25 protein-coding genes and 1 tRNA gene are annotated in these 24,769 nt (G+C 56.4%); 16 read left to right on the top strand and 10 right to left on the bottom strand.

Annotation, left to right across the window (positions count from 1 at the left end):
- The first annotated feature begins 100 nt into the window (after nucleotides 1–100).
- Both EJL02_RS09125 and EJL02_RS09120 read left to right on the top strand, forming a co-directional pair.
- A complete protein-coding gene (locus tag EJL02_RS09125; protein WP_125116100.1) occupies nucleotides 101–1,366 on the top strand; it encodes a DUF6076 domain-containing protein in 1,266 nt (421 codons plus the stop codon).
- Nucleotides 1,367–1,455: 89 nt separating this feature from the next.
- A complete protein-coding gene (locus EJL02_RS09120; RefSeq protein WP_125116099.1) occupies nucleotides 1,456–2,916 on the top strand; it encodes a tyrosine-type recombinase/integrase in 1,461 nt (486 codons plus the stop codon).
- 93 nt (nucleotides 2,917–3,009) lie between these two features.
- On the opposite strand, the gene EJL02_RS09115 is transcribed toward EJL02_RS09120, so the two are convergent.
- Nucleotides 3,010–3,085: transfer RNA gene (locus EJL02_RS09115), tRNA-Thr, on the bottom strand.
- A gap of 326 nt (nucleotides 3,086–3,411) precedes the next feature.
- Here EJL02_RS09115 and rpsF point away from each other — a divergent pair.
- From rpsF to rpsR, 3 genes are read left to right on the top strand one after another with little or no spacing between them, the layout of a single operon-like run.
- Nucleotides 3,412–3,708, top strand: a complete 297-nt coding sequence (gene rpsF, locus EJL02_RS09110; protein WP_125116098.1) for a 30S ribosomal protein S6 — start codon at nucleotides 3,412–3,414, stop codon at nucleotides 3,706–3,708.
- Between the two features lie 15 nt (nucleotides 3,709–3,723).
- Nucleotides 3,724–4,215, top strand: a complete 492-nt coding sequence (locus EJL02_RS09105) for a single-stranded DNA-binding protein (RefSeq protein ID WP_125116097.1) — start codon at nucleotides 3,724–3,726, stop codon at nucleotides 4,213–4,215.
- Between the two features lie 21 nt (nucleotides 4,216–4,236).
- Nucleotides 4,237–4,509 carry a 30S ribosomal protein S18 gene (gene rpsR / locus EJL02_RS09100; RefSeq protein ID WP_031473842.1) on the top strand — a complete coding sequence of 91 codons (273 nt, stop codon included), beginning with the start codon at nucleotides 4,237–4,239 and terminating at the stop codon, nucleotides 4,507–4,509.
- A 77-nt stretch (nucleotides 4,510–4,586) separates the two neighbouring features.
- Here rpsR and EJL02_RS09095 read toward each other — a convergent pair whose 3' ends face one another.
- From EJL02_RS09095 to dnaA, 9 genes are all read right to left on the bottom strand, one after another.
- Nucleotides 4,587–4,787: a helix-turn-helix transcriptional regulator gene (locus EJL02_RS09095; protein ID WP_125116096.1), complete on the bottom strand. Its 201-nt coding sequence runs from the start codon at nucleotides 4,785–4,787 to the stop codon at nucleotides 4,587–4,589.
- A 5-nt stretch (nucleotides 4,788–4,792) separates the two neighbouring features.
- On the bottom strand, nucleotides 4,793–5,176 hold the full coding sequence (locus tag EJL02_RS09090; protein ID WP_125116095.1) for a hypothetical protein: 384 nt from the start codon (nucleotides 5,174–5,176) through the stop codon (nucleotides 4,793–4,795).
- Nucleotides 5,177–5,346: 170 nt separating this feature from the next.
- Complete coding sequence (gyrA, locus tag EJL02_RS09085; protein ID WP_125116094.1) at nucleotides 5,347–7,917, bottom strand: DNA gyrase subunit A; 2,571 nt, start codon at nucleotides 7,915–7,917, stop codon at nucleotides 5,347–5,349.
- Between the two features lie 48 nt (nucleotides 7,918–7,965).
- A complete protein-coding gene (gene gyrB / locus EJL02_RS09080; protein ID WP_279221210.1) occupies nucleotides 7,966–9,906 on the bottom strand; it encodes a DNA topoisomerase (ATP-hydrolyzing) subunit B in 1,941 nt (646 codons plus the stop codon).
- Between the two features lie 46 nt (nucleotides 9,907–9,952).
- Nucleotides 9,953–10,213, bottom strand: coding sequence for an extracellular matrix regulator RemB (gene remB, locus EJL02_RS09075; RefSeq protein ID WP_125116092.1), 261 nt, complete (start codon nucleotides 10,211–10,213; stop codon nucleotides 9,953–9,955).
- Between the two features lie 177 nt (nucleotides 10,214–10,390).
- On the bottom strand, nucleotides 10,391–11,491 hold the full coding sequence (gene recF, locus EJL02_RS09070) for a DNA replication/repair protein RecF (RefSeq protein WP_125116091.1): 1,101 nt from the start codon (nucleotides 11,489–11,491) through the stop codon (nucleotides 10,391–10,393).
- Nucleotides 11,488–11,694, bottom strand: coding sequence for an RNA-binding S4 domain-containing protein (locus tag EJL02_RS09065; protein WP_125116090.1), 207 nt, complete (start codon nucleotides 11,692–11,694; stop codon nucleotides 11,488–11,490). The genes recF and EJL02_RS09065 overlap by 4 nt, the downstream gene beginning before the upstream one ends.
- Nucleotides 11,687–12,796 (bottom strand): DNA polymerase III subunit beta, encoded by a 1,110-nt coding sequence (gene dnaN, locus EJL02_RS09060; RefSeq protein ID WP_125116089.1) that lies wholly within the window; start codon nucleotides 12,794–12,796, stop codon nucleotides 11,687–11,689. The genes EJL02_RS09065 and dnaN overlap by 8 nt, the downstream gene beginning before the upstream one ends.
- Before the next feature lie 229 nt (nucleotides 12,797–13,025).
- Nucleotides 13,026–14,306 (bottom strand): chromosomal replication initiator protein DnaA, encoded by a 1,281-nt coding sequence (dnaA, locus tag EJL02_RS09055; RefSeq protein WP_125116088.1) that lies wholly within the window; start codon nucleotides 14,304–14,306, stop codon nucleotides 13,026–13,028.
- Between the two features lie 330 nt (nucleotides 14,307–14,636).
- On the opposite strand from dnaA, the gene rpmH reads away from it, so the two are divergent.
- From rpmH to EJL02_RS09000, 11 genes are all read left to right on the top strand, one after another.
- Complete coding sequence (rpmH, locus tag EJL02_RS09050) at nucleotides 14,637–14,771, top strand: 50S ribosomal protein L34 (protein ID WP_125116087.1); 135 nt, start codon at nucleotides 14,637–14,639, stop codon at nucleotides 14,769–14,771.
- A 298-nt stretch (nucleotides 14,772–15,069) separates the two neighbouring features.
- The gene (gene rnpA, locus EJL02_RS09045; protein ID WP_125116086.1) at nucleotides 15,070–15,414 is read left to right on the top strand and encodes a ribonuclease P protein component; all 345 of its coding nucleotides are present in this window, start codon (nucleotides 15,070–15,072) and stop codon (nucleotides 15,412–15,414) included.
- Nucleotides 15,411–15,623 (top strand): membrane protein insertion efficiency factor YidD, encoded by a 213-nt coding sequence (yidD, locus tag EJL02_RS09040; protein ID WP_125116085.1) that lies wholly within the window; start codon nucleotides 15,411–15,413, stop codon nucleotides 15,621–15,623. Before rnpA ends, yidD begins: the two co-directional genes overlap by 4 nt.
- Before the next feature lie 72 nt (nucleotides 15,624–15,695).
- The gene (locus EJL02_RS09035; protein ID WP_125116084.1) at nucleotides 15,696–16,670 is read left to right on the top strand and encodes a YidC/Oxa1 family membrane protein insertase; all 975 of its coding nucleotides are present in this window, start codon (nucleotides 15,696–15,698) and stop codon (nucleotides 16,668–16,670) included.
- 3 nt (nucleotides 16,671–16,673) lie between these two features.
- Nucleotides 16,674–17,660: an RNA-binding cell elongation regulator Jag/EloR gene (gene jag / locus EJL02_RS09030; RefSeq protein WP_125116083.1), complete on the top strand. Its 987-nt coding sequence runs from the start codon at nucleotides 16,674–16,676 to the stop codon at nucleotides 17,658–17,660.
- 15 nt (nucleotides 17,661–17,675) lie between these two features.
- Entirely contained in the window at nucleotides 17,676–19,037 is a 1,362-nt protein-coding gene (gene mnmE, locus EJL02_RS09025; protein ID WP_125116082.1) for a tRNA uridine-5-carboxymethylaminomethyl(34) synthesis GTPase MnmE, read from the top strand.
- 239 nt (nucleotides 19,038–19,276) lie between these two features.
- Entirely contained in the window at nucleotides 19,277–21,163 is a 1,887-nt protein-coding gene (mnmG, locus tag EJL02_RS09020; protein ID WP_125116081.1) for a tRNA uridine-5-carboxymethylaminomethyl(34) synthesis enzyme MnmG, read from the top strand.
- Nucleotides 21,160–21,864, top strand: a complete 705-nt coding sequence (rsmG, locus tag EJL02_RS09015) for a 16S rRNA (guanine(527)-N(7))-methyltransferase RsmG (protein WP_125116080.1) — start codon at nucleotides 21,160–21,162, stop codon at nucleotides 21,862–21,864. The genes mnmG and rsmG overlap by 4 nt, the downstream gene beginning before the upstream one ends.
- 232 nt (nucleotides 21,865–22,096) lie before the next feature.
- Nucleotides 22,097–22,918, top strand: a complete 822-nt coding sequence (locus tag EJL02_RS09010; protein ID WP_243114443.1) for a ParB/RepB/Spo0J family partition protein — start codon at nucleotides 22,097–22,099, stop codon at nucleotides 22,916–22,918.
- Between the two features lie 195 nt (nucleotides 22,919–23,113).
- Nucleotides 23,114–23,890, top strand: coding sequence for a ParA family protein (locus EJL02_RS09005; RefSeq protein ID WP_125116079.1), 777 nt, complete (start codon nucleotides 23,114–23,116; stop codon nucleotides 23,888–23,890).
- Complete coding sequence (locus EJL02_RS09000; RefSeq protein WP_125116078.1) at nucleotides 23,890–24,762, top strand: ParB/RepB/Spo0J family partition protein; 873 nt, start codon at nucleotides 23,890–23,892, stop codon at nucleotides 24,760–24,762. Before EJL02_RS09005 ends, EJL02_RS09000 begins: the two co-directional genes overlap by 1 nt.
- Nucleotides 24,763–24,769: the final 7 nt, after the last annotated feature.

Raw genomic sequence — 24,769 nt, 5'->3', positions numbered from 1 at the left:
TTCTGTCAAGTAATTTGTTTATATTTTTTTCTATATTCGATTGCAAAAAAATGTAGGTCATGATATAATGATTAAAAATAAATAGATTGCAGGTGATTCTATGTATTTCTCTGCGCTTCTCAATGTTGATAAACGCGCTGCAACTTATAATAATGAAATAATTGCTTCATTTTTACCACTAACTGAGAAAAATCGATTTCTCGCCTCTCATCGCATAGGTGAGAAAGTAGATTTCACAAAAGTAGATTATCCTGGTTCATCCTTGGAAAAATTGTTGTATTTCTTACCCAAACAACCAAACCTTCCGGGTATTGATGATAAACCAATTGTGATTCAACAACAAACTTTTTCAGATGCAGCTCCTTCCACTATACTGCTTGAACCTCTACAAGAGCGTCCTACATTTTCATTACTTGCAGATTTTTTAAATTGTGATCTAACTGCTCTAATTGAAGCAATTATGCAATACGTGAAAAATGAAGAGAAGCATACCGTTCAAAGTTTTCTGAATGTGTTTACTCCTTTTGATCGTTACCTTGCATATACACCCGATTTTCTCAATGAAGCTTACTCTATTTATATGGGACTGGATAAAGAGAGTGGTTTTATCATATTTGACAATATAGAAAGTGATTCAGCTTCTCTTAAAAGTCAACTCATAACGATCCTGAGACCATTTTTTGCACTTCAATGCTATGCACAATCTTATTTTGAATGTCCAAACGAGTTCGAATCTGTTGAAAAATTCGATCTATTCTGTAATCGAATGTCATTACCTCAATCTACTCAGCATGCTTCTCATACAGCAAATACAAATCAAACAGAATTCGAAAAACTTTTATACTGCTATAGCTTAGATCCCTCAAATAAAGAATTGAGGCAAGCATTTATCTCATCTATATTGAATGAGGATAATACCTTGGAGCAAAATGAGTACTTTTTTTACTGTTTCTCGTATTGCGATCTGCTATATTCTATCTTTCGAATGATGTTGGCACAGAAAATGCGCTTAAAACGCTGTCTGAACTGTGGACGTATTTTCGTGGCTTTGAAACGTCCAAATATCGAATACTGTTCGTTTCCAAGTCCACAAGACCCTACGGTAGATTGTCGGACGATCGGGCCCATCCAACAATATCAGCAGCGTGTTACATCGAATGAAACATTGAAGCTGGAAAGAAAAATATATAATTTATTACTAAGCCGACGAAAACTTCATCCGGAAAATCCGGAAAATCAACGGAATTTTGAGTCATTCACATCCGAAAAGTCAAATTGGAAAAAAATAGTGAAAAAGGATAACACAAAACAAGCAGCTTACGAAGCTTGGTTAAAAGAAGAAAACGAAAAATACCGACATAAATGACCTATCTGGTATTGCTTTGTCATTTTGTCATTTTGTCATTTTGTCTAAGAGAAAATTTGGAGGGGGAATGTATATAGGAGGATAATACTATGGCGAGATACCGTAAACATGGAAAAGGTTATCAATTGATTGCTTACAACGGTTATGATAAAAATGGAAAGCAAATTATCAAAACCAAACAGTGGAATCCACCGGAAACAATGAAACAGCGTGAAATCAATCGCCAGCTTCCGATTTTGGCGGCAGAGTTTGAAAAAGAATTCTTAAATGAAGCTCAGAAGGCCAAACAGACGTCAGATAATGCAGAATCTAATGCTAAAGAACTTACTTTACATGATTTTCTTCAAATATGGATTACAGATTATGTAAAAATATATCTTCGATTCGATACGACTTCAAGCTACTTGCAGTCGTTAGATTACATTGATATGATTCTGGGTGAAAAGCGTTTACAAGACATTACGGTAAAGGATATAAAAGAATTTCAGAACAAACTGAAAAGCCGTAAGACTTATGCCAGTACATCCACATCTTTATTTTCAATTGATCTTCGCACAGAACTGCAAAAGCAGGGATACTCCATGACTGCTTTATGCAACATCATTGGTATTTCTCGTTCGACTTTCAGGAATGCGTGTATTGGTATTCCGATTCGTAATGAAAATGCTCAATCAATCTGTGAAGCTTTATCTCTTGATCCACAGCAATCTTTTCATCCTGCAAGGGAAGCTCAGCCGATTTCCTCCGGAACTGTTACTAAAACTATGTCTATATTACACGAACTGCTTCAGGAAGCAGTTTCGGAGGAGCTGATTGATCGCAATCCATGTGATGCAGTGAAAAAAACAAAGAACGTGAAGAAAGAAGTCAAACACTATCCAATGGAGTCTTTGAATAAGTTATTGGATTTGCTTCGCGACGAAGCACCTTATACAATGTATCTCTTGACATTATTGATTGCAGAGAGTGGTTTACGTCGTTCTGAAGCACTTGGTCTACAGTGGGATAGTCTTAATACCGATCTTCAAACGATTCATATTAAGCAGGGACTGCATGCTGTACGTGTTGCACCAAATCAAAAAAGAAAGCTCATACTTAGTGATACAAAAACAGTGTGCTCGAATCGCATCATTGGTATTGGATACAAAATCAATCAGCTTCTTATGTCGTATCATAAACAACAGCAAGAGGATGCACTTCAAATGGGTGATCAGTGGATGGGAGACGTTATCCCAAATCTGATGTTCACTCGTGCAAATGGATTGCCGATCAATCCGGAGTCCTATAGTAAGTGGTTAAGCAATTTTGCTGAGAAGCATGAGCTGCCACATGTCACACCTCATATGCTTCGTCATTCGAAGGCTTCTTATGAGATTATGTGTGGTGTACCGATTACCGAAGTTGCCAATATGCTTGGACATGCGAGTAGCTCTACAACGCTTAATATTTACGCGCATTTCATTCCGAATCAACAAAAAAAACATGCAAATCAGTTTGAGGCTATGCTGATGAATGAGATTTCTCTTGAACTTCTCACTCAGACAAAATAAAGGCCAAAATAAAGGCCAAAGAATTTTAGTGTAAAATAAAAAGCTCCAAAAAGTACAAAAAACCCGCTATTTCTTTCGAAATAACGGGTTTCATGGAGCTTGCGGCCGGACTCGAACCGGCGACCTGCGCATTACGAATGCGCTGCTCTACCAACTGAGCCACGCAAGCAGATATCAAATTGTCTGGTTTGTGCTGCACACCTGCGTTCTGCGGGCGCGGCGCTGCTCGTCTCCGGCCTAAGTGCCGCCCTTCGGGCGGTTGGCCTCCGACACGCTCGTCTGCGGACGAGTGTACCAACTGAGCCACGCAAGCAATTTCACCAAACTGACTACGCTTTCGTATGTCAGCCTTGATAGTATATCATGTTTTTTTCGTTTCGTCAATCTTTTTTTCAAATTTTCCTTGACTTTTTCGCTCCATTGGATATAATAGTAAGGTATCCTTGCTCACATCAAAGGATGTGGGCCAAAAGTCCAAAAGGAGGTGCTAAGAAAATGGCAAAGATTTCTGGCAAGTACGAGACGATCTTCATTGTCAACCCCAAGCTGGAAGAGGCAGCGGCTACCGCTGTTGTGGACAAGTTCAAGTCTCTCGTCGAGGCGAACGGCACGAACGTAGAGGTTGAAGATTGGGGCAAGCGCCGTCTGGCGTACCCGATCGAGGACCAGACGGAAGGTGCTTACACCCTGATCCGTTTCGAGTCCAAGCCGGAGTTCCCGGCTGAGCTGGACCGTATCTACAAGATCACGGACGGCGTGATGCGTTCGATCATCGTCTGCCTGGACGACTAAGGCGGTGAACGACCAATGCTCAACAAGGCTATTCTGATGGGTCGTTTGACCCGCGATCCCGAGCTGCGCCACACGCAATCCAATATGGCTGTGTGCTCGTTCCGCCTTGCGATCGACCGCGACCGTAAGGGCCCGAACGGCGAACGCCAGACCGACTTCATCGACTGCGTCGCATGGGGCCGTCAGGCGGAGTTTGTTGCACAGTGGTTTGCAAAGGGCGTTATGGCGATTGTCGTCGGCCGTGTCCAGTCCCGCCAGTGGCAGGACCAGAACGGCAACAACCGCACCGCGATTGAAATCAACTGCGACGAAGTTTCCTTCGGCGAGACCAAAAAGTCCCGCGAAGCAAACGCCGGTTACGCAGGCGGCGGTTACGGCGGCTATGATAACGGATCGCAGATGCGGCCCGAGCCTGCCGCGTCCCAGGTGACTCCGGCATTCGATCTGCCCGCGGGCAATTCGGATTTTCAGGAGCTGGCTGACGACGACGGCGATGTCCCATTCTAAACTGAAGGAGGTTACGCGACAATGGAAGAAACCAAGAAGGAATTCACGCCCCGTCCGGAGCGTGCAGAGCGCCCGCAGCGCGGCCGTCGCCGCCGCAAGGTTTGCGCTTTCTGTGTTGATAAAGTCGAGCACGTTGACTACAAGGATGCTGGCAAGCTCCGCAAGTATATGTCTGAGCGCGGCAAGATCCTGCCCCGCCGTATGACCGGTACCTGCGCGCATCATCAGCGTCAGCTGACCGAGGCGATCAAGCGCGCCCGTCACATCGCTCTGCTGCCCTACACCGCAGAGTAATCACTGTTTTTTCATTACAAGGATACAACAAGACCGTTTTCCATTGGAAAACGGTCTTTTCTTTTGCTTTTCTTTGCTCAATCCTCGGTAAAGCTGAATATTTCTTCGACCGTCAGGCCGAACACCTTCGCGATGTCCATCGCGAGCTTGAGCGAGGGGTTATACTGCCCGTTTTCCAGCCGGCCGATGGTCTCGCGCCGCACGCCGACCAGCGCCGCCAGCTGCGCCTGGTCCATGCCGCGTGCCGCGCGCAGCTCTTTGATGTGTGTTTTCAGCATGGCGGTCACTCTGCGCGGCGCTCGTAATACAGAAACGCCAGATCCTGAAAGAGATTGATGAGCGCCATGAGCAGCAGCGCGTATTCATAGGGGATGGTGAGCGGCATCTCCTTGCCGAGGACAATATAGAGCACCAGCGCGCCGTTGAGCAGGTTGAACAGCAGGGAATTGGCCTTATAGCCGTTGGCAGTAGCGCGCTCGTCCGGCTTTTCCACGCCCAGACCGCTTTCCAGCAGCAGCAGCCCGATGAGCAGCGCCACACACAGCGCGATGGCAATGCCCTGCCACGGCTGCGCTTTAATCGGACCGAAGTTCTTGGCGAACACCCACAGGACAACAAGCACGCCCCACGCGGCGGCATGGAGTTTTTTTGCACGGGTCAGCGTCATCGTAGATCCCTCCCATATGTGATCTATTTGTCTTTTTGTGTGATAAATATATCACATGATATACGGACTGTCAATCGCTTTTTTCTTTTTCCACACCTCTGTGGAAAAATTGTAAGCGCCTGCCGCACCGCGCAAAAAAAGGACGCACCTTGGTGCGTCCTTTTTATCTTTTATTCTTCGGTGGTCTCTACCGTCTCCGCGGATTCGGATTGTTCGCCGTCTTCGGCGGAATCCTCTTCCTCCTTGCTGGTGCGGGCGATCGAAATGACCTTGACGTCCTCGCTCGTGCGCATCACGATAACGCCCTGGCTGCCTCTACCGCATTCGCGGATCTCTTCGCAGCCCGTGCGGATGATGACGCCGTCGTCCGTGATGATCATCACGTCGTTATCGCTGTCCACAACCGCAATGCCGGCCACCAGACCGGTCTTAGCGGTCAGGTTATGCAGCATCATGCCGCCGCCGCCGCGGTGATGGATGGTGAATTCCTCGACCGGGGTGCGCTTGCCGTATCCGTTCTCGGTGATCGACAGCACATACGCGCCCTTGCGCGCACGCGCCGCGCCGACGACAAAGTCGCCCTCGCTCAGGCGGATGCCGCGCACGCCGGTGGCCGTGCGGCCCATCGCGCGCACTTCGTTTTCGTCGAAGCAGATCGCGCGGCCTTCGTGGGTCGCGATCAGGATGTTCTGCTCGCCGTCGGTCAGGCGCACATCAACCAGCGCGTCGTCCTCGTTGAGGTTGAGGGCGCGCAGGCCCGCGCGGCGGATATTCTGCAGGTCGGACAGCACCACGCGCTTGGCAATGCCCTGCCGGGTGACAAAGAACAGGAACTTATCGTCTGCAAATTCCTTGATCGGGAACATCGCGGTGATCTTTTCGTCGCTTTCCAGCTCGAGCAGATTGACAATGTTCATGCCCTTGGCCGAGCGGCCGGTCTCCGGGATCTGGTAGCCCTTGAGCTTGTAGACCTTGCCGCGGTTGGAGAAGAACAGGATCGTGTCATGCGTCGAGGCGGTGAAAATGTCCTTGGCGAAGTCCTCTTCGCGCGTGCTCATCGCGGAAATGCCGCGGCCGCCGCGCCGCTGTGCACGGTAAACCGAGGTCGGCTGACGCTTGATGTAGCCGAAGTGGGTCAGCGTATACGCGCATTCCTGCTCTTCGATCAGATCTTCAATGTCGATCTCGTCCGCAACGTTCGCGATCTCGGTATGGCGCTCGTCGCCGTACTTCTGCTTGATATCCTGCAATTCGGTCTTGACGACCGCGAGGATGTTGGTGTCGCACGACAGAATCTCCTCGAAGTTTGCGATCTTGCTTTCGAGTTCCTTGTATTCGTCGTTGATTTTCTCCTGCTCCAGACCGGACAGACGGCCCAGACGCATATCGACAATCGCCTGCGCCTGCGGCTCGTCGAGGTGGAACTCGAAGTGCTCCGAGCCATCCACGATGCCGAGCAGCGCGATCTGGTCGATCCAGAACGGCTCTGCCATCAGGTTGACCTTGGCTTCCGCCTCGTTCTTGGACGCGCGGATGATCGCGATGATTCGATCGATGTTGTCGGTCGCGACCTTGAGGCCCTCGAGGATGTGCGCACGGTCGCGCGCTTTCTTGAGGTCAAAGCGCGTGCGGCGGGCGACAACGTCCTTTTGGAACGCGACGTATTGGTCGATGATCTGGCGCAGCGTCAACACGCGCGGCTGCAATTTGCCGTTCGCGCCCGGCACGAGCGCGATGTGGATCATCGAAATGGTGTCCTCCAGCTGGGTATAGGTGAACAGCTGGTTCAAAATGACCTGCGCGTTGGCGTCGCGGCGGATATCGACCACGATCTGCATGCCCTCACGCGAGGAATGGTCCTGAATGTTGGTGATGCCGTCCACGCGCTTGTCCTTGACGAGGTTCGCCATGGACTCCACGAGACGCGCCTTGTTGACCATGTACGGGATCTCGGTGATCAGGATCTGGCTCTTACCGTTGGGCAGATCGACGATCTCGGTCTTGGCGCGCACCTTGATCTTGCCGCGGCCGGTCGCATACGCTGCGCGGATGCCGCTGCGGCCCATGATGACGCCGCCGGTCGGGAAGTCCGGGCCCTTGATGAACTGGCAGATCTCGTCCATCTCGGCTTCCGGATGGTCGATCACATAGCAGATACCGTCCACGACCTCGGTCAGGTTGTGCGGCGGGATGTTGGTCGCCATGCCGACCGCGATGCCCGACGAGCCGTTGACCAGCAGGTTGGGGAAGCGGGAGGGCAGCACGACCGGCTCCTTGAGCTCCTCATCGAAGTTCGGCTGGAAATCGACCGTGTCCTTCTTGATGTCGGCCAGCATGTAGTTTGCGATCTTGGCCATGCGGGCCTCGGTGTAACGGTAAGCCGCCGGGGGATCGCCGTCGACCGAACCGAAGTTGCCGTGGCCGTCGATCAGCGGATAGTGCAGCGAAAACGGCTGCGCCAGACGGACGAGGGCATCGTATACCGATGCGTCGCCGTGCGGGTGGTACCGGCCTAGCACATTACCGACGGTCGTTGCGGACTTGCGGTAAGGCTTATCCGAGGTCAGGCCGTCCTCGTACATGGCGTACAGGATGCGGCGGTGTACCGGCTTGAGGCCGTCGCGCACATCGGGCAGCGCACGGCCGACAATGACGCTCATGGCATAGTCGATATAGCTCTTTTTCATCTCTTTTTCGAGATCGACCTGCATGATTTTCTGCTGTTCGTATTCTTGACTCATTCTTTGCCTCCGGAATTGTTGGCGTTATTTATGCATACCGTACGCGCATCAGACGTCCAGATTCATAACGTATTTGGCGTTTTTCTCGATAAATTCGCGTCGCGGCTCGACCTTTTCGCCCATCAGCAGCGCAAAGGTCTCGTCGGCCGCCGCCGCGTCGTCCATCGTCACCTGCAGCAGGGTGCGGTGCGTCGGGTCCATGGTGGTCTCCCACAGCTGCTGCGGGTCCATCTCGCCCAAACCTTTGTAACGCTGCACGCGCACGCCCTCACCCATCTCGGCGAGGCATTCGCGCTGCTGCTCATCGGTGTAGGTATAGCGCACGTCCTTGCCCTTTTCGTTCTTGAACAGCGGCGGCTGCGCGATATAGACATGTCCGTGCTCGATGAGCGGCCGCATGAAGCGGAAGAAGAAGGTCAGCAACAGCGTGCGGATATGGCTGCCGTCGACGTCGGCATCGGCCATCAGGATGATCTTGCCGTAGCGCAGCTTGGAAAGATCAAAGTCGTCGCCGAAGCCCGCGCCGAACGCGGTGATCATCGGGGTCAGCTTATCGTTGCCGTAAACGCGGTCGAGGCGCGCCTTTTCGACGTTGAGCATCTTGCCCCAGAGCGGCAGGATGGCCTGATGGCGGCGGTCGCGGCCTTCCTTGGCCGAGCCGCCGGCGGAATCACCCTCGACGATGTAAATTTCGGTGTAAGTCGGGTCTTTTTCAATGCAGTCGGCCAGCTTGCCGGGAAGAGACGCCGAGTCGAGCGCGGACTTGCGCCGCGTCATTTCGCGCGCCTTTTTGGCGGCCTCGCGGGCGCGGGCGGCGGTCTGCGCTTTTTCGATGATGGCGCGCGCAACAGCCGGATTTTCCTCAAAGAAGGTCATCAGCTTTTCGGACACCATCGCGTCCACCAGCGTGCGCATGTCGCTGTTGCCCAGCTTGGTCTTGGTCTGGCCCTCGAACTGCGCTTCCTGCAACTTGACCGAGATGATGGCGGTCAAACCCTCGCGCGCGTCCTCGCCCTTGAAAGACTCGTCGTCCTTTAAGAGCTTGTATTTCTTGCCGTATTCGTTGAGCACGCGGGTGAGCGCGGCCTTGAAGCCGGTCTCGTGCGTGCCGCCCTCGGTCGTGTTGATGTTGTTGGCAAAGGACAGGATCAGCTCGCTGTAACTGTCGGTATACTGCATCGCGACCTCGGCCATCGAGGTATCGCGGCTGCCTTCCATGTAGATGACGTCCTCGTGCAGCGGGTTCTTGGTGCGATTTAAGTGCTGCACAAATTGACGGATGCCGCCCTCGTAGTGCATGACTTCCTCGACCGGCTCGTCGTCGCGCTCATCGCGCAGCGTGATTTTGAGGCCGGCGTTGAGGAATGCCTGCTCGCGCAGGCGCTTTTCCAGCACGTCGAAGTCATACACCGTCGTCTCAAAGATCTCAGGGTCGGCGTGGAAGCGGATGGTCGTGCCGGTTTCGCTCTCGCACGGCGTATCGCGCATCTTGATCACGGTCACGCCGCGTTCAAAGCGCATGTAGTGCTTCACATGCCCGTCGCGCACCTCGGCTTCCAGCCAGTCGGACAGGGCATTGACGACCGACGAGCCAACGCCGTGCAGGCCGCCGGAGACCTTGTAGCCCGCGCCGTCGAACTTGCCGCCCGCATGCAGCACGGTCAATACGACTTCCAGCGACGGGATGCCCATCTGCGGGTGGATGCCGCAGGGGATGCCGCGGCCGTTATCCGTGACGCGGATGACATCGCCCTTTTCGATCGTCACCTCGATATGGGTGCAGTAGCCCGCCAGCGCCTCGTCGATCGAGTTATCGACGATTTCGTACACCAGATGGTGCAGGCCGCGCGCGGAAGTCGAGCCGATATACATGCCCGGACGCTTGCGCACAGCTTCCAGACCTTCGAGCACCTGGATCTGACTTTCGTCGTATGTCTCGGTGACCTTGAGGTCGAGCACTTCGTCCTTGATTTCCATTTCTTCACTCATATGATTAATTCCCTTTCCAGAAATTGCGGTAACGATGATGATGCGCCTATATCGCATAGGCCTTTTCCGCGCGGCGCTGCAGCGCCTGCGGAGACAGACTGGTCAAATACAGTGTTTCGCCGAGCGCCGTGTCGCACAACACGCCCGCGCGCGGCAGGTCCTCATACAGCTCGATGATGCGGCCCTCGTCCTGCAGCCGCTCAATTAACCGGGCGGTGCGTTTGGAGGCGGTGGCGGTGTCCATATCGAACACGGCGACCACGCTTTGCAGCGACACGATATAGTCCTGTCCCAAATGCAGATACATGGAAAAAATCCTCCTGTTTTCCCACAAAATGGACAAAATAACAGACCGTGGAACGGCCGCGCGCGGGTTTTTTCAGCCGCCGCGCGGAGGATCGTCCGCCGGTCTGTCCCTCGGGCTGTATTCTATTGTAATTATACCACTTTTTTCAGGTTTTGTGTACCGAAAAGCCGGAAAAACTCAAATGATTTTGCCGTTTTTTATTTGGAAAACCGCGCCCGTGCGCAGCTTGTCCGAAATGCCGTCCTCGCAGCAGGTAATCATGACCTGACCGGCCGAAATGCGGTTCAACACAAAGTCCTGCCGCCGGCGGTCGAGCTCGGAAAGCACGTCGTCGAGCAGCAGCACGGGATACTCGCCGTCCTCGTGGAAGAACAGCTCGCGCTCGGCAAGTTTGAGCGACAGCGTGCAGGTGCGCACCTGCCCCTGCGAGCCGTAGGACGCAGCGCTGCGCCCGTCGAGCAGCAGCACAAGGTCGTCCTTATGCGGGCCGGACAGGCAGCTGCGCGCCGCGATCTCGGCCTGCTTGTGGCTCAGGACGTGGTCGACCAGCTCCTGTTCGATCTGCGCCGCCGAGGCAAACGGGTCGGTCACGCTCGACACGGTCTGATACTCGCCCGAAAGCACCTCCTGCGGCGCGATGTCGGCATAGACGGCCGCTGCCGCTTGGAGCAGCTTTTTGCAGTAATATGCGCGGTAACGGATGATCTGCGCGCCAATATGCGCCATGCGCAGCGAAAAATCCTCCCACATAGACAAAAGTGAGGGCTTTTCCTCGCTGTCGCGCAGGATGCGGGTCTTGTGGTCGTGCAGGCGGTTGTATTCCTCGAGATAGCGCGCATAGTACGGTCGCAGCTGACACAGCGCGGTGTCCAGGAAGCGGCGGCGTGCACCGGCGCCCTGCCGCACGAGCATCAGGTCCTCCGGACAAAATAAAACAGTTTTTAAAAGTCCTTGCACATCCGACTGCCGCTTCTGACGCACGCCGTTTTTGTAAATTTCCATGGATTTTAAGCGCGAAAGGCGCAGTTCGAGCGCGAAATCGCGCCCCTGCGCCTGAAAATCCGCTAAAATCCGTGCATGGTCCTGTCCAAAGCGCAGACCCTCTTTTTTCTGCGCCGTGCGGAACAGCCGCATGGTCGAACAGGCCGCGGCGGCCTCGAGCAGGTTGGTTTTGCCCTGCCCGTTCTCGCCGCAGATCAGGTTGACCGCGGGATCAAAGTCAAAATGCGCCTGCTCGTAGTTGCGGAACTGCTCGAGCGTGAGCGAGCGGATGTTCATACGATCCGGACGCTTTCGCCGTCCAGCGTCACGGTGTCGCCCGGGCGCAGCTTTTTGCCGCGCATCGTGCAGGGTTCGCCGTTCACTGCAACCTCGCCCTCGGCGATGCGGATCTTGGCCTCGCCGCCCGAGGACACGAGGTTTGCAAACTTGAGCAGTGCATCCAGCTTGATAAATTCGGTGTCAATTTTGATCTCAGTCATTGGCTTTCAACCTCACGGGCAGCACAAGATAGGTGTATTTGTCGCCTTCGAGCGGCGAAATGACGATCGGGTTGAGCGAGCCCTTGAGCTGCAATTTGACCGTATCGTCGCCCGCGGCGCGCAGCGCGTCCAGAATGTAGCGGTTGTTGAAACCGATCTCCAGATCTTCGATATTGCCGTCGAACGCACATTCGTCATAGCTCTTGCCGACGGCCGTGATGCAGGACATCTGCACATACGAGCCGTCAAAATGGAAGCGTACCGGGTTTTTCAGCTTTTCCGATACGATCAGCGACACGCGCTCGATGCAGGTGATGAATTCGTGGCGGTCGGCTTTGACGACATATTCAAATTCCGCGGGGATTGCGGCGCGGTAGTTGAGGAACTCGCCGTCGATCAGGCGGGTGATCAGCGTGGTGCCGCCGATGCGGAACAGGATGTTCTTGCGGTCGGGGAAAATCTCGACGTCGCCGTCCTCTTCAGTCAAAATGCGCTCGATTTCGCGCAGCGACGAGCCGGGAACGACGAATTTCATGTCCCCGGAAATGCCTTCCACGGTTTCGCGGCGCACGGACAGGCGATAGCCGTCCACGGCGACGACGTTCAGGCGGCTGCCTTCCAGCTCAAACAGGCAGCCGGTGTGGATCGGCTTGCTCTCGTTGTCGGACACCGAGAAAATGGTCTGCGCAATCATGCTTTTCAGCATGGACTGCGGCAGAGAAAAGCCGGTGTCGGCCGAAACCTCGGCCAGCGCCGGATATTCGTCGGCTTCGGTCGCGATCAGGTTGAACACTGCGCGGCCGCACTTGATGGTGGTCAGCAGCTTGTCGTCGGTTTCCAGATAGACGACGTCCTGCGGCAGCTTGCGGACAATGTCGTAAAACAGCTTGGCGTTCAAAACGATGCTACCGGGTTCGACAATATCGGCTTCGGCCGTGGTGCGGATGCCCATGGAAAGATCGTAGCCGGTCAAGGTCAGTGAATCGGCATCGGCAGTGACGAGCAGACCTTCGAGCAGCGGCATGGCGCTTTTTCCGGTCACTGCACGGGAGGCTGTGCCGATCAGGCTGAGCAGAGTTTCTTTTTCACAGGAGAATTTCATCGGTCGTTCCTCTTTCTTTGGAAATCGTAAGAAAAAACAGGATAGGTTTTTATCGTAGTAGTAGGGGTTGGGGAAATTGGGGAAAAACCGTGCAAACCCAGACGTGGTGCGGGAAATGTCGTACACAGCGGGATGTGGATGAATTCTGTCCGCTCCACAGCTTCCACAGTTTGCTTTTTTATCCACAGGACAACCCTTGTGGAATCCACAGGCTTCTGTGGATAGTTTTTCATTCCCCGCGGATGTTGTTGTGCAGCTTTTTGATGACCTCTTCGGTCTCTCGGGAGTTCTTGCGTTCCTCCTCGATTTTGTTGCAGGCGTGCATGACGGTCGTGTGATCGCGCTTGAAAATCTTGGCGATATCCGGGAAGGAATATTCGAGTTCCTGACGGATCATGTACATGGCCATCTGACGCGGATAGGCAACGTCCTTGGAGCGGTTCTGCGAAATCATCTGCTCGACCGGGATGTAGAAATAGTTGGCGACCGCTTCCATGATGCGTTCGGGCGTCGGGTTGAGGCCGGGGTTTTCGATGCGCAGGGCGTCGATCGCGTTTTCCGCCAGCGGAACGGTGATGCGTTCGCCCATCAGCTCGTGCATGGCCTTGATCTTTTTGACCGCGCCTTCAAGCTGCCGGATGTTGGACTGGATGTTCTCCGCGATGTAGGTGGAGACGTCGTCGGGCAGGTCTACGCCCATCTTGACTGCCTTGTCGCGGATGATCGCGATGCGGGTTTCAAAGTCCGGCGGCTGGATATCGGCCAGCAGGCCCCACTCGAAACGGGTTTTCATGCGGTCCTCGAGCGTATTGATTTCCTTGGGCGGCCGGTCGGATGTGAGCACGATCTGCTTTTTCGCTTCGTACAGCGCGTTGAAGGTATGGAAAAATTCCTCCTGCGTGCGCTCTTTGCCCGCGATGAACTGCACGTCGTCCAGCAGCAGCAGATCGACCATGCGGTATTTGTTGCGGAACGCCTGTACGTTGCCTTCCTGGATGGCGGTGATCAGCTCGTTGGTGAAATCCTCGCCCTTGACGTAGATGATGCGAAATTCCGGGTGCGTCCGGCGCAGCACGTTCGCGATCGCGTACATCAGGTGGGTTTTGCCCAGACCCGAGTTGCCGTAGATGAACAGCGGGTTGTTTTCCGCCGCCGGCCGCTGGGCCACCGCGAGCGCCGCCGCGTGCGCGAACTTGTTGGATGAGCCGACGATGAACCGTTCGAAGGTGTAGTCATCGTAGGGGGAAGAGCTGGTCGTGGGCGCGGTGTACTCGCCGGTGACGACGACGACCGTGATCGGGTCGCCGGTCAGCTCATACAGCGCGTTTTGCAGCGGCTCGATGAACTTCTGATCGATAAATTCTTTTTTGAACTGGACCGGGGAATGCAAAATCAAACGGTTGTCCGTAAAAGAAACAACCGTTGCATCGTCGAACCAGGCGGAAAGGCTGGACGGCGGGAAATCGCGTTCAAGGCGTTCGAGCGCCATTTCCAATATATTGTTAGCCATGGGGCGCCTCCTGTCGATATAAGTACATAGATAATATAATAATAGCACAAGATTCCGACAGATTCAACTGAAAGGGTTTTCCCCAGCTGGGGAGAAAATTGTGTATGGTTTTCGGAATTTTTGCCAACACAGACGCAAGTTATGGTAGGATTTTTTGACCCGTCCCCAAGATGTTGAAAACGCAAAAAAACCTTGACATTTGGGTGCTTTTATAGGATAATAATTATTGTCTCATATTCTGCGGACAGGCAGCGGCATGTGCCCGCGTCTCGCGCCGGACCTATGCCGGTGCCCATCCGTAAATCCATGAACAGGGAGGTGCACGAAGAAATGAAGAGAACTTATCAGCCCAAGAAGCGTCAGCGCTCCAAGGAGCATGGTTTCCGCAAGCGTATGCGTACGTCGAACGGCCGCAAGGTACTGGCCCGTCGCCGTGCCAAGGGCCGCGCACGCCTGACGCACTAAGCGAAAAACCGATTTTTCAATACGCGCCGGCGGCGCGAAGGGAAAACGAAGCGAGCCGCTTTATTCTGCGGCTCGTTTTTTTCGTTTGTCCGGGTGAAAACACGCAGACCACTGCGTTTTGCCCGGCAAAGGAAAATCCGGCGAACAGGTTTCGGGCCGTATCCGCCGGACGGCAAAAGCGATACGGTCGGCTTTGCAAACATACTTAGCTGCAAAGAAATTTGAGATAACGTCCCCAAAAATGTGTGGGCGTTACCTTCCGTTTTTTCCCGGGCATCGGAAAAACGAGGAGAAAAAGATGAAGCACACCATATCCTTGAAGGAAAACCACGAGTTCCGGCGGCTGTATCACCGGGGTGTTTCTTCGGCGGGCAGGCATCTGGTCCTGTATTGCCGGAAAAACCGGTTGGGATATAACCGGCTGGGGCTGACGGTCAGCGCCAAGCTGGCCGGTGCGGTGCAGAGAAACCGCATCAAGCGCCTGTTCCGCGAGGCATATCGTCTGCATGAGGACGAATTTGCGGTGGGCGTGGATCTGATACTCGTCGCGCGCAGCCGCGCGGTGGGTGCAACCTATTTGGAAATTGAAAAATCGCTGCTGCGGGCTTTGCAGGAGAATAAAGTCGCGGCAGCTCGGTCATGAAGCGTTTTATGCTGGCGGCAATCCGGTTTTACCGCCGGCATATTTCCCCGGCGAGACCACCCTGCTGCCGGTATATCCCGACGTGTTCGCAATATGCGATCGAGGCGATCGAGAAATACGGCGCGCTCAAGGGCGGCTGGCTGGCATTCAAACGCATCTGCCGGTGCCACCCCTTTTCCAAACGCGGGCCGTATGATCCCGTGCCGTAACGCGTTAGAAAGAGGGAAAGCACCGGAACACATTTCGTTTCACAAAGGAAAAACAACCCTACGGAGGTTTATATGGGAGAAATTTTCGGACTTGTCATCGTCAGACCGCTTGGTTTGATCCTGCTGGCGATCTTCAAGACGGTAGGTTCCTACGGTCTTGCGGTGATCCTGTTTGCGCTGCTGGTCAAGCTGATCTGCATTCCGCTGGCCATCAAGGGCAAAAAGAGCATGCTCGCCATGACCGCACTCAACGCGGAGATGCAGCAGCTGCAGAAAAAGTATGCCAACAACCGCGTCAAGCTCAACGAAGAGACGCAGAAACTGTACGACAAACACGGCGTCAACCCGATGACGGGCTGCCTGCCGCAGTTCATCCCGCTGCCGATCATGATGGGTCTGTACTATGCCGTGCAGCAGCCGCTCAAGTTCATGATGGGCTTTTCGGATGATGTCATCAATCAGCTGGGCACGCTGGTCGGCGTCAATATGGAGTCCGCGGGTTATTACGGCCAGATCACGATCGCGGAAAAGCTCGGCCAGCTGTTCACCGATAACGGCGGCGTTTGGCCGGACAGCGTGACGGCGATCACCAATGGCGCGGGCGAGCTGCTCAACATTGATTTCCACTTCCTCGGCCTGAACCTGGCGCAGACGCCGTCCATCACGCATCCGAGCATCATCTGGATCATCCCGATCCTGTCGGGCGTCACCGCGTTCCTGTCCAGCTATGTCATGCAGAAAATGCAGGGCACGCAGAACAGCGCGGCTGCCGGCCAGATGAAGATGATGAATGTCATCATGCCGCTCATGTCGCTGTATTTTGCATTCATCCTGCCGGGCGCCATCGGCATTTACTGGATTTTCAACAACCTGTTTGCCTGCGTGCAGGAGCTGACGCTGACCAGATACCTGCGCGGTAAGAAGGAAAAGAAGGACGCCGAGGAATCGGCCCGCATCGAGGCGGAAAAGGAAGCAAAGCGCGCGGCGCACAGAGCTGCGCAGCAGGAACAGTCCCAGAACGCGAAGAAAAAGAAGGGGGACAAGTAAGTTATGGAGAAATTTATCGAAACCACGGGCGACACCCGTGACGCTGCCATCCAGGCGGCGCTCGATCAGCTCGGCATGGACCGGGATGACGTGTCGGTCGAGGTACTGGATAACGGCAAGAAGGGCTTTCTCGGCATCGGCGCAACGCCGGCACGCGTGCGCGTGACCTATCAGGTGCCGGATGAGCCGGTCAAAAAGGCGGAACCTGTCCACACCCCTGTGGAAAAGCCGTCCAAGCCGCGCCATGCGGACAAGCCCGCTGCGGCAAAGGAGGAAAAGCCTGCCGCCAAGCCGCAGAAGCTCTCCATCACGGATGAGGACGATACGCCGCGCCTGGTCAAGGCCGCGCCGGCGGATTTCGTACCGGAAAAGCTCGAGATCGAGCGCCCGCCGCGCCGCGAGCGTCCGCGCCGCGAACGCAGCGGACGTCGTGACCGCCGTCCGCGCGAGGAACGCCCGATCACCCCGTCCGTTCCCAAGGAGCGCGAGCTGATCCCGGTTTCCGAGGAATGCATGAAAAAGGCAGAGCAGTTGGCGACCGATTTCGTCACCGGCCTGCTGGAAAAGATGGGCGTGGAAGGCACGGTTGCCACCCTGCCGCAGGTCGAGTGCGACCAGCTGCGCCTGGAGATCTCCGGCCCGGATATGGGCCCGATTATCGGCCGCCGCGGCGACACGCTGGATGCGATTCAGTATCTTGGTTCGCTGGTGCTCAATAACGCGCTGGACGAGCATGTGCGCCTGTCGGTCAACACGGAAAATTACCGCGAGAAGCGCGCGGAGAGTCTGGAGCGTCTCGCCCGCAAGATGGCGATGAAGGTGGTCAAGTCCCACCGTTCGATGACGCTCGAGCCGATGAATCCGTATGAGCGCCGCATCATCCATGCCGCTTTGCAGGATTTCAACGGTGTCACGACGTATTCGACCGGCACCGAGCCGGGCCGCCGCGTGGTGATCGCACCGGATAACAGCTATCGCTCCCGTTCCTGATAAGAGGAAAAGCCTATGAACGATACGATTGCCGCCATTTCTTCTGCCGGCGGGCCGATCGGTCTGATTCGGGTGTCGGGTGAGCAGGCGATTGCAGCAGTGGACGCGGTTTTTCGTGCGAAAAACGGCAAGCGTATGCTGGATGCGCCCACGCAAAAGCTGGTTTACGGTACATTGCAGGATAAAAACGGCAAGGTGATCGACTGCTGCTATGCAGTGGTGTTCCGTGCGCCGCATACCTATACCGGCGAGCCGATGGCGGAACTGCAATGCCACGGTTCGACCGCGGTGCTGCAGCAGGGGCTGGACGCGCTGTTCGCGCAGGGCGTGCGGCAGGCCGAGGCGGGCGAGTTCACCCGCCGGGCCTTCCTCAACGGCAAGCTGGGGCTTTCCGAAGCGGAAGCCGTGCACGATCTGATCACCGCCCGCACCGCGGAAGCCGCGCAGAACGCGGCGGCCCAGGTGATGGGCGCGGTCGGCTCGCCCGTGCAGCAGATGCGCGAGGAGCTGATCGGCATGGTGGCGCATTTTCATGCGGTCGTCGATTTTCCGGATGAGGACATCGACCCCGTGCTGTTTGACGACGCTGCCGCTTTGCTGCACCGCACGACCAGCCGTCTGTACGCGATGGCCGAAAGCTATGAGCGCGGCCGCATCCTGCGCGAAGGCGTGCCGTGCGTCATCCTCGGCCGTCCGAATGCGGGCAAAAGTACGCTGCTCAATGCGCTGCTCGGCCGCGAGCGCGCGATTGTCACCGATATTCCCGGCACGACCCGCGACCTGATCGAGGAAAACGTCAAGGTCGGCCAGCTGCTGCTGCGCATCACGGATACCGCCGGTCTGCGCGACACGACCGACCCGATCGAACAGGCCGGAATCGACCGTGCGATGGCGGAAGCTTCGGCTTCCTCGCTCATCCTTGCGGTGTTCGACGGCTCGCAGCCGATCGGGGATGAGGACATGCTGGTGCTCGCCCGTGCGGCGGGCCACCGCGCGATCGCTGTGGTCAACAAGGTCGATCTGCCGCAGCAGCTGGATGAAAAGCTGCTGAAAAAACACTTCCTGCACATTGTCCCGCTGTCGGCCAAGACCGGCGCGGGCATGGATAAACTGCTTGCGCTCATTCCGCGCACGATCGGACTGGGGGACGGCGCGTTTGACGGCGCGCTGATCACCAACGCCCGTCAGGCTGCGGCGCTGGCCCGCGCGGCCGAGCGCTGCGAAGCGGCGCTGTATGCCGCACAGTCGGGCATGACGCCGGACGCGGTCGTGATGGACGCCGAAGGCGCGATTGCCGCGCTGGGCGAGATCACCGGCGAGACCGTGACCGAAGCGGTCGTTTCCCGGATCTTCAGCGATTTCTGTGTGGGAAAATAAGGAAAGATGCCGCAATGGAAAGGGCCGCCTGCCGCGCGCAGCGGCCCTTTTCTGTGGAAAAAGTCATATACTATTTGTAATATCATTCTGCAATAATACTAAAACAGAATCAAACTTTTGCCCAAAAGTGCAAGTTATCCAAAGTTTACACAGAGTTATCAACAGGTATGCACAAAGGTGCACTTGTCAAGCCCATGTTTTGTGGGATACTCTGTCATCAGCAAAAAGGAGGAGGATCCATGACGGTTTTTCCAGCCGAAGCATTTGACGTGGTGGTCGTCGGCGCGGGACACGCGGGCATCGAGGCCGCGCTTGCCGCCGCGCGTCTCGGGATGAAAACCGCGTGTTTTACGATCAATCTGGATGCCGTCGGCAACATGCCGTGCAACCCGGCCATCGGCGGCACGGCCAAAGGCCATCTGGTGCGCGAGATCGACGCGCTGGGCGGCGAGATGGCGCGTGCGGCCGACGCGGCCTGCATCCAGTACCGCATGCTTAACCGCGGCAAAGGCCCGGCCGTGCATTCGCTGCGCGCGCAGGCCGACCGCGTCAAATACCGGACGTATATGAAGCACGCGCTCGAGCGGCAGGACAACCTGTATCTGATGCAGGATGAGATCGTTTCGGTCGAGACCGAAAACGGCGCGGTCAGCGCGGTCGTGACCGCGATCGGCGCACGCCATCCGGCGAAAGCCGTCATCATCGCCTCGGGCACCTTTCTCGGCGGCCGCATCATCATCGGCGAATACACGCGCGAGAGCGGGCCGGACGGCATGGCGGCGGCAAAGCCGCTGACCGAGTCGCTGCGCGCGCTCGGGCTGCGCTTGCAGCGCTTCAAAACCGGCACACCGCCGCGCATCCATCGCCGCTCGATCGACTTTGCCGGGCTGGAGCTGCAGCAGGGCGAAGAGGAGATCATCCCGTTCTCGTTCGAGACCGACCGGCCGCCCGAAAACCGCGCGGTCTGCTATCTGACCTACACGACTGCCAAGACGCATGAGCTGATCCGCGCCAACCTCGACCGTTCGCCGCTGTACGGCGGCCAGATCGAGGGCGTCGGCCCGCGCTATTGCCCGTCGATCGAGGATAAGGTCGTGCGCTTCGCGGACAAGCCGCGGCATCAGCTGTTCCTCGAGCCGATGGGGCTGGACACTGAGGAAATCTATGTGCAGGGTTTCTCGTCCTCCATGCCGTTTGATGTGCAGCGCGATATGCTGCATACGGTCAAGGGTTTGGAGCACGCCGAGATCATGCGCCCGGCTTACGCGATCGAGTACGACTGCGTCGATCCGCTCGAACTGCGCCCGACGCTCGAGACCAAAAAGGTCAAGGGCTTGTACGGCGCGGGGCAGTTCTGCGGCTCGTCCGGCTATGAAGAAGCGGCCGCACAGGGACTGGTCGCGGGCGTCAACGCGGCGCTCGCCCTCAAGGGGGAGGAGCCGCTCATCCTCGACCGTGCGGACGGCTACATCGGCACGCTGATCGACGATCTCGTGACGCGCGGCACCAACGAGCCGTACCGCATGATGACCTCGCGTTCGGAATACCGTCTGCTGCTGCGGCAGGACAATGCGGACGAACGGCTGGTGCCGATCGGCGTGCGCATCGGTCTCAACCCGCCCGAGCGCGGCGAAAAAGTCCGCCGCAAGTACGAGCAGGTGCAGCAGGAGATCGACCGCATCGCGGCGGTCGGCATCGCACCGTCGGACGCGCTGAACGGGTTCCTTGCGGGCAAGAACAGCGCACCGGTCAAGGATGGCTGCAAGCTGATCGACCTGCTGCGCCGTCCCGAGTTGAGCTATGCCGATCTCGCGCACTTCGACCCCGACCGTCCGGCGCTGCCCGCGGTCATCCGCGAGCAGGTCGAGATCCGCGTCAAGTACGCGGGCTACATCGACCGCCAGCAGAAGGACGTCGAGCAGTACCGCAAATTGCAGTCGCGGCCGCTGCCGACCGATTTGGATTATGAGCAGGTGGATTCGCTGCGGCTGGAAGCGCGGCAGAAGCTCAACCAGGTCAAGCCGCTGAACTTCGGGCAGGCCGCGCGCATTTCGGGCGTGTCGCCCGCAGATATCACCGCGCTGATGATTTATATCGAGACGCGCTGGAAGGAGGACAAGGCATGACGGCATATGAGCTTTTGGTGACCGGCTTGCAGCAGATCATCCACGCGGATTGTCCCCAAGCTGTGGATAAATTGCTGCGGTACTGCGATCTGTTGCTCGAGAAAAACAAAGTGATGAACCTGACCGCAGTCACCGAGCCGAGCGAGGTGGTCACGCGGCATTTTCTCGACTGTGCGTCGCTTGCGCCGTATATCCGGGAAGGGCAGACCGTGCTGGACGTCGGCACGGGTGCGGGTTTTCCCGGTTTGCCGCTGGCGATCCTGTGTCCGGGCGCGCAGTTCACGCTGCTGGACGCGCAGCGCAAGCGCATCGACTTTTTGCGCGAGGTCGCGGAAGCGCTGGACATTGCCAACGTCATGCCGGTGCACGCGCGCGCCGAGGAATTTGCGTCGCTGCATCGCGCGTCGTTTGACGTTGCGGTGTCGCGCGCGGTCGCGGATCTGCGCATGCTGAGCGAGCTGACCATCCCGATGGTCAAGACGGGCGGCGTGTTCTATGCGATGAAGGCGGCCGACTGCATGGATGAAGTCCGCGCGGCGTCGCATGCGTTTTCCGTGCTGGGCGCGCCTTCGGCCGAGCTGCTGCGCTACACCGTGCCGCATGACGGGGTGGAGCGTGTGCTGGTGCGTCTGCAAAAGACCGCGGACACGCCGGCGCAGTATCCGCGCCGCTTCAAAAAAATTCAGACCGATCCGCTTTGAGTCGAAAACAATACAATCTGTTTACCCTCTGTATGGAAATTACAGAGGGTTATTTTTTGTCCGAAAATGCATGGAAATGTGTGATTTCTGGAAGGAAATGACAAATGCGTGTCGAAACAGGCAGGTTTTGCGGTCGATTTTGCTTGCCAAACTGTAATAATATGGTAATCTATTACCGAAGGACGAACCGACACGGTGTTCCGGCGGTTTGACAGCACAAGGAGGAGATGACATGATGTCGGTTTTGACGTTGGTGACAGGAAAAGAGGACCGGACGCTACGGCGGGTACGGGTGAGTGATATTGTGCGCAATCCCAACCAGCCGCGCAAGTATTTCGACCCGGAGGCGATCGCGCAGCTGGCGGAGAGTATCCGGCAGTACGGTGTGCTCAACCCGTTGACCGTGCGGCGCGCACCGGGCGGCGGGTATGAGCTGGTCGCGGGGGAGCGGCGGCTGCGTGCGGCACGCGTGGCAGGGCTGAACGATGTGCCCTGTCTGGTGATTGCGGCGGACAATGAGGACTCGTCCGCGATCGCGCTGGTGGAAAATTTGCAGCGCCGCGATCTGGACTTCTTTGAGGAAGCGGAGGGCTTCAAGCGGCTGATCGACCAGTACGGCCTGACGCAGGAGGAAGCCGCGCGCAAGGTCGGCAAGACACAGTCGGCGGTCGCGAACAAGCTGCGCCTGCTGCGCCTGTCGCCGCAGAACATGGAGATGATCCGCAGCGCAAATCTGACCGAGCGGCATGCGCGCTGTCTGCTACGGCTGGACAATGAGGTTGACCGCATCAATGCGACCAAGTACATCATTGAGCATGATCTGAATGTCAGCCGGTCGGAGCAGTACATCGACGCGCTGCTCAAGGAGGAGGAAGCGCCGCCGACCGGTGAGCGCAAGGTCGTGCGTTTGATTAAGGATGTGCGCTTTTTCCTCAACACGCTCAACCGCGCGGTTGGCGTGATGGTGGATGCCGGCATTGGCGCGACGGTCGATCAGACCGAGGACGACGATTGTCTGACACTGACCATCCAGATTCCGCATGCACGCGCATAGTGCATTTTTATATACAGCAGGGCAATGTTTCACGTGAAACATAAGGCCCGGCAAGGGGAGCTGCCGCAAGGCAGCTCTTTTTGATGTTTCACGTGAAACAAACCAGAAAATTTAAGCGATTTGCTTTGCATTCCAACAAGGGTGTGATATAATGAAACCCGTAGGAAAATAACCAAAGATAAGAGGGAACCAGATATGGGGAAAATTATCGCGTTCGCCAACCAAAAAGGCGGCGTAGGGAAAACCACCACAGCCATCAATCTGGCGGCAGCGCTCTATGAACGCGGCAAACGCATGCTGCTGTGTGATTTCGATCCGCAGGGCAATGCCACCTCGGGCTTCGGCGTAGACCCGCGCTCGCTCGAAACCTCGATCTATGATCTGATCGTGGCGGACGAACCGGACGTGAAAAGCGCCATCGTATCCACCAAATGGGTGGATCTGATCGGTGCCAATGTCAATCTGGCGGGCGCCGAACTCGATCTGATCGCCATGGACAACCGCGAAAACCGTCTCAAAGGCGTGCTCGACCGCGTGCGCGACGACTATGACTACATCTTCATCGATTGTCCGCCGTCGCTCGGTCTGCTGACGCTCAACTGCCTGTGCGCGGCCGACAGCTTTCTGGTGCCGCTCCAGTGCGAATACTACGCGCTGGAAGGCCTGAGCCAGCTGATGACGACCGTTCGCATGGTGAAAAAGTCCATGAATCCGTCGCTCGAGCTGGAAGGCGTGCTGCTGACCATGTTTGACGGCCGCACCAACCTGTCCATTCAGGTGGTCGAGGAAGTCAAAAAGCACTTCCCGGGCGAAGTGTTCTCGTCGGTCGTGCCGCGCAATGTGCGCCTGAGCGAAGCGCCCAGCCACGGCAAGCCGATTACGGATTACGACCGGATGTGCCGCGGTGCGGAGGCATATTTGTCTCTCGCGGATGAAATACTGAGAAAGTCAGAGAGAAAGGGGAGAGGCTGATGGCGTCAAGCAAAAAAGGGCTGGGCGGCGGCCTGTCCAACCTGTTCGGCGCGGATGCGACCGATTTGAGTGCTGCGGGGGCAACCGACAGCGTTTCGCAGATCGCACTGTCCAAAATCGAGCCGAACCCCAATCAGCCCCGTAAAAAATTTGACCAGGAAGCGCTGGAAGAGCTGGCAGAAAGCATCCGTTTGCACGGCGTGATCACACCGATCACCGTGCGGCCGGGTGACAAGGCGGGTTATTACCAGATCATTGCAGGCGAGCGCCGATGGCGCGCCGCGCGTCTGGCAGGACTCAAGGAGATTCCCGCCATGGTGCTGGAAGCCAAGGAAAACGAGGTCATGGAGCTGGCGCTGATCGAGAATTTGCAGCGACAGGACCTCAACCCGATCGAAGAAGCCGAGGGCTATGACCTGTTGATGCGCCAGTTCGGCATGACGCAGGAAGAAGTCGCCCATCGCGTGGTCAAATCCCGCCCGGCGGTGGCAAACGCCTTGCGTTTGCTCGCGCTGCCCGACGAGGTGCGCACCATGGTTGCAGAAGGCAAGCTGTCCGGCGGTCATGCACGCGCCGTGCTTTCGGTAGCGGAAGAGGACAAGCGCGTGGACGCGGCCAAGCAGATGGTCGGCATGAGCGTGCGGCAGGCGGAATCGCTTGCCAAGCGCCTGAACAAAAAGCCGGCACCCAAGCCGCAGCCCGAAGGATTTTCCGTGGATTATGTCGCGGAGGTCGAAAAAGAGCTGGAAAGCGTGCTCGGCCGTAAAATCAGCATCGAACAGGGCAAAAACAGCGGTACGCTTTCGCTGGAATACTACGGCGCAGACGATCTGGAACGCCTGATCGAAGCGCTGCGCGGCCTGCGCGTATAAGGAGGAA

Origin of the sequence: Agathobaculum sp. Marseille-P7918 (assembly GCF_900625105.1) — a bacterium.
In the GTDB taxonomy this organism is placed as follows: domain Bacteria; phylum Bacillota; class Clostridia; order Oscillospirales; family Butyricicoccaceae; genus Agathobaculum.
This window is presented reverse-complemented; position numbering and strand designations above follow the sequence as displayed.

Excerpts from the sequence above, each read along its gene's own strand:
- gyrB (WP_279221210.1), bottom strand. The coding sequence starts at position 9,906 with ATGAGTGAAGAAATGGAAATCAAGGACGAAGTGCTCGACCTCAAGGTC.
- jag (WP_125116083.1), top strand. The coding sequence starts at position 16,674 with ATGGAGAAATTTATCGAAACCACGGGCGACACCCGTGACGCTGCCATC.
- EJL02_RS09095 (WP_125116096.1), bottom strand. The coding sequence starts at position 4,787 with ATGCTGAAAACACACATCAAAGAGCTGCGCGCGGCACGCGGCATGGAC.
- rpsR (WP_031473842.1), top strand. The coding sequence starts at position 4,237 with ATGGAAGAAACCAAGAAGGAATTCACGCCCCGTCCGGAGCGTGCAGAG.
- dnaA (WP_125116088.1), bottom strand. The coding sequence starts at position 14,306 with ATGGCTAACAATATATTGGAAATGGCGCTCGAACGCCTTGAACGCGAT.
- EJL02_RS09090 (WP_125116095.1), bottom strand. The coding sequence starts at position 5,176 with ATGACGCTGACCCGTGCAAAAAAACTCCATGCCGCCGCGTGGGGCGTG.
- EJL02_RS09105 (WP_125116097.1), top strand. The coding sequence starts at position 3,724 with ATGCTCAACAAGGCTATTCTGATGGGTCGTTTGACCCGCGATCCCGAG.
- rpmH (WP_125116087.1), top strand. The coding sequence starts at position 14,637 with ATGAAGAGAACTTATCAGCCCAAGAAGCGTCAGCGCTCCAAGGAGCAT.
- yidD (WP_125116085.1), top strand. The coding sequence starts at position 15,411 with ATGAAGCGTTTTATGCTGGCGGCAATCCGGTTTTACCGCCGGCATATT.
- dnaN (WP_125116089.1), bottom strand. The coding sequence starts at position 12,796 with ATGAAATTCTCCTGTGAAAAAGAAACTCTGCTCAGCCTGATCGGCACA.
- rnpA (WP_125116086.1), top strand. The coding sequence starts at position 15,070 with ATGAAGCACACCATATCCTTGAAGGAAAACCACGAGTTCCGGCGGCTG.
- EJL02_RS09065 (WP_125116090.1), bottom strand. The coding sequence starts at position 11,694 with ATGACTGAGATCAAAATTGACACCGAATTTATCAAGCTGGATGCACTG.
- rpsF (WP_125116098.1), top strand. The coding sequence starts at position 3,412 with ATGGCAAAGATTTCTGGCAAGTACGAGACGATCTTCATTGTCAACCCC.
- gyrA (WP_125116094.1), bottom strand. The coding sequence starts at position 7,917 with ATGAGTCAAGAATACGAACAGCAGAAAATCATGCAGGTCGATCTCGAA.
- EJL02_RS09120 (WP_125116099.1), top strand. The coding sequence starts at position 1,456 with ATGGCGAGATACCGTAAACATGGAAAAGGTTATCAATTGATTGCTTAC.
- mnmE (WP_125116082.1), top strand. The coding sequence starts at position 17,676 with ATGAACGATACGATTGCCGCCATTTCTTCTGCCGGCGGGCCGATCGGT.
- EJL02_RS09000 (WP_125116078.1), top strand. The coding sequence starts at position 23,890 with ATGGCGTCAAGCAAAAAAGGGCTGGGCGGCGGCCTGTCCAACCTGTTC.
- rsmG (WP_125116080.1), top strand. The coding sequence starts at position 21,160 with ATGACGGCATATGAGCTTTTGGTGACCGGCTTGCAGCAGATCATCCAC.
- EJL02_RS09005 (WP_125116079.1), top strand. The coding sequence starts at position 23,114 with ATGGGGAAAATTATCGCGTTCGCCAACCAAAAAGGCGGCGTAGGGAAA.
- mnmG (WP_125116081.1), top strand. The coding sequence starts at position 19,277 with ATGACGGTTTTTCCAGCCGAAGCATTTGACGTGGTGGTCGTCGGCGCG.
- remB (WP_125116092.1), bottom strand. The coding sequence starts at position 10,213 with ATGTATCTGCATTTGGGACAGGACTATATCGTGTCGCTGCAAAGCGTG.
- EJL02_RS09010 (WP_243114443.1), top strand. The coding sequence starts at position 22,097 with ATGATGTCGGTTTTGACGTTGGTGACAGGAAAAGAGGACCGGACGCTA.
- EJL02_RS09035 (WP_125116084.1), top strand. The coding sequence starts at position 15,696 with ATGGGAGAAATTTTCGGACTTGTCATCGTCAGACCGCTTGGTTTGATC.
- EJL02_RS09125 (WP_125116100.1), top strand. The coding sequence starts at position 101 with ATGTATTTCTCTGCGCTTCTCAATGTTGATAAACGCGCTGCAACTTAT.
- recF (WP_125116091.1), bottom strand. The coding sequence starts at position 11,491 with ATGAACATCCGCTCGCTCACGCTCGAGCAGTTCCGCAACTACGAGCAG.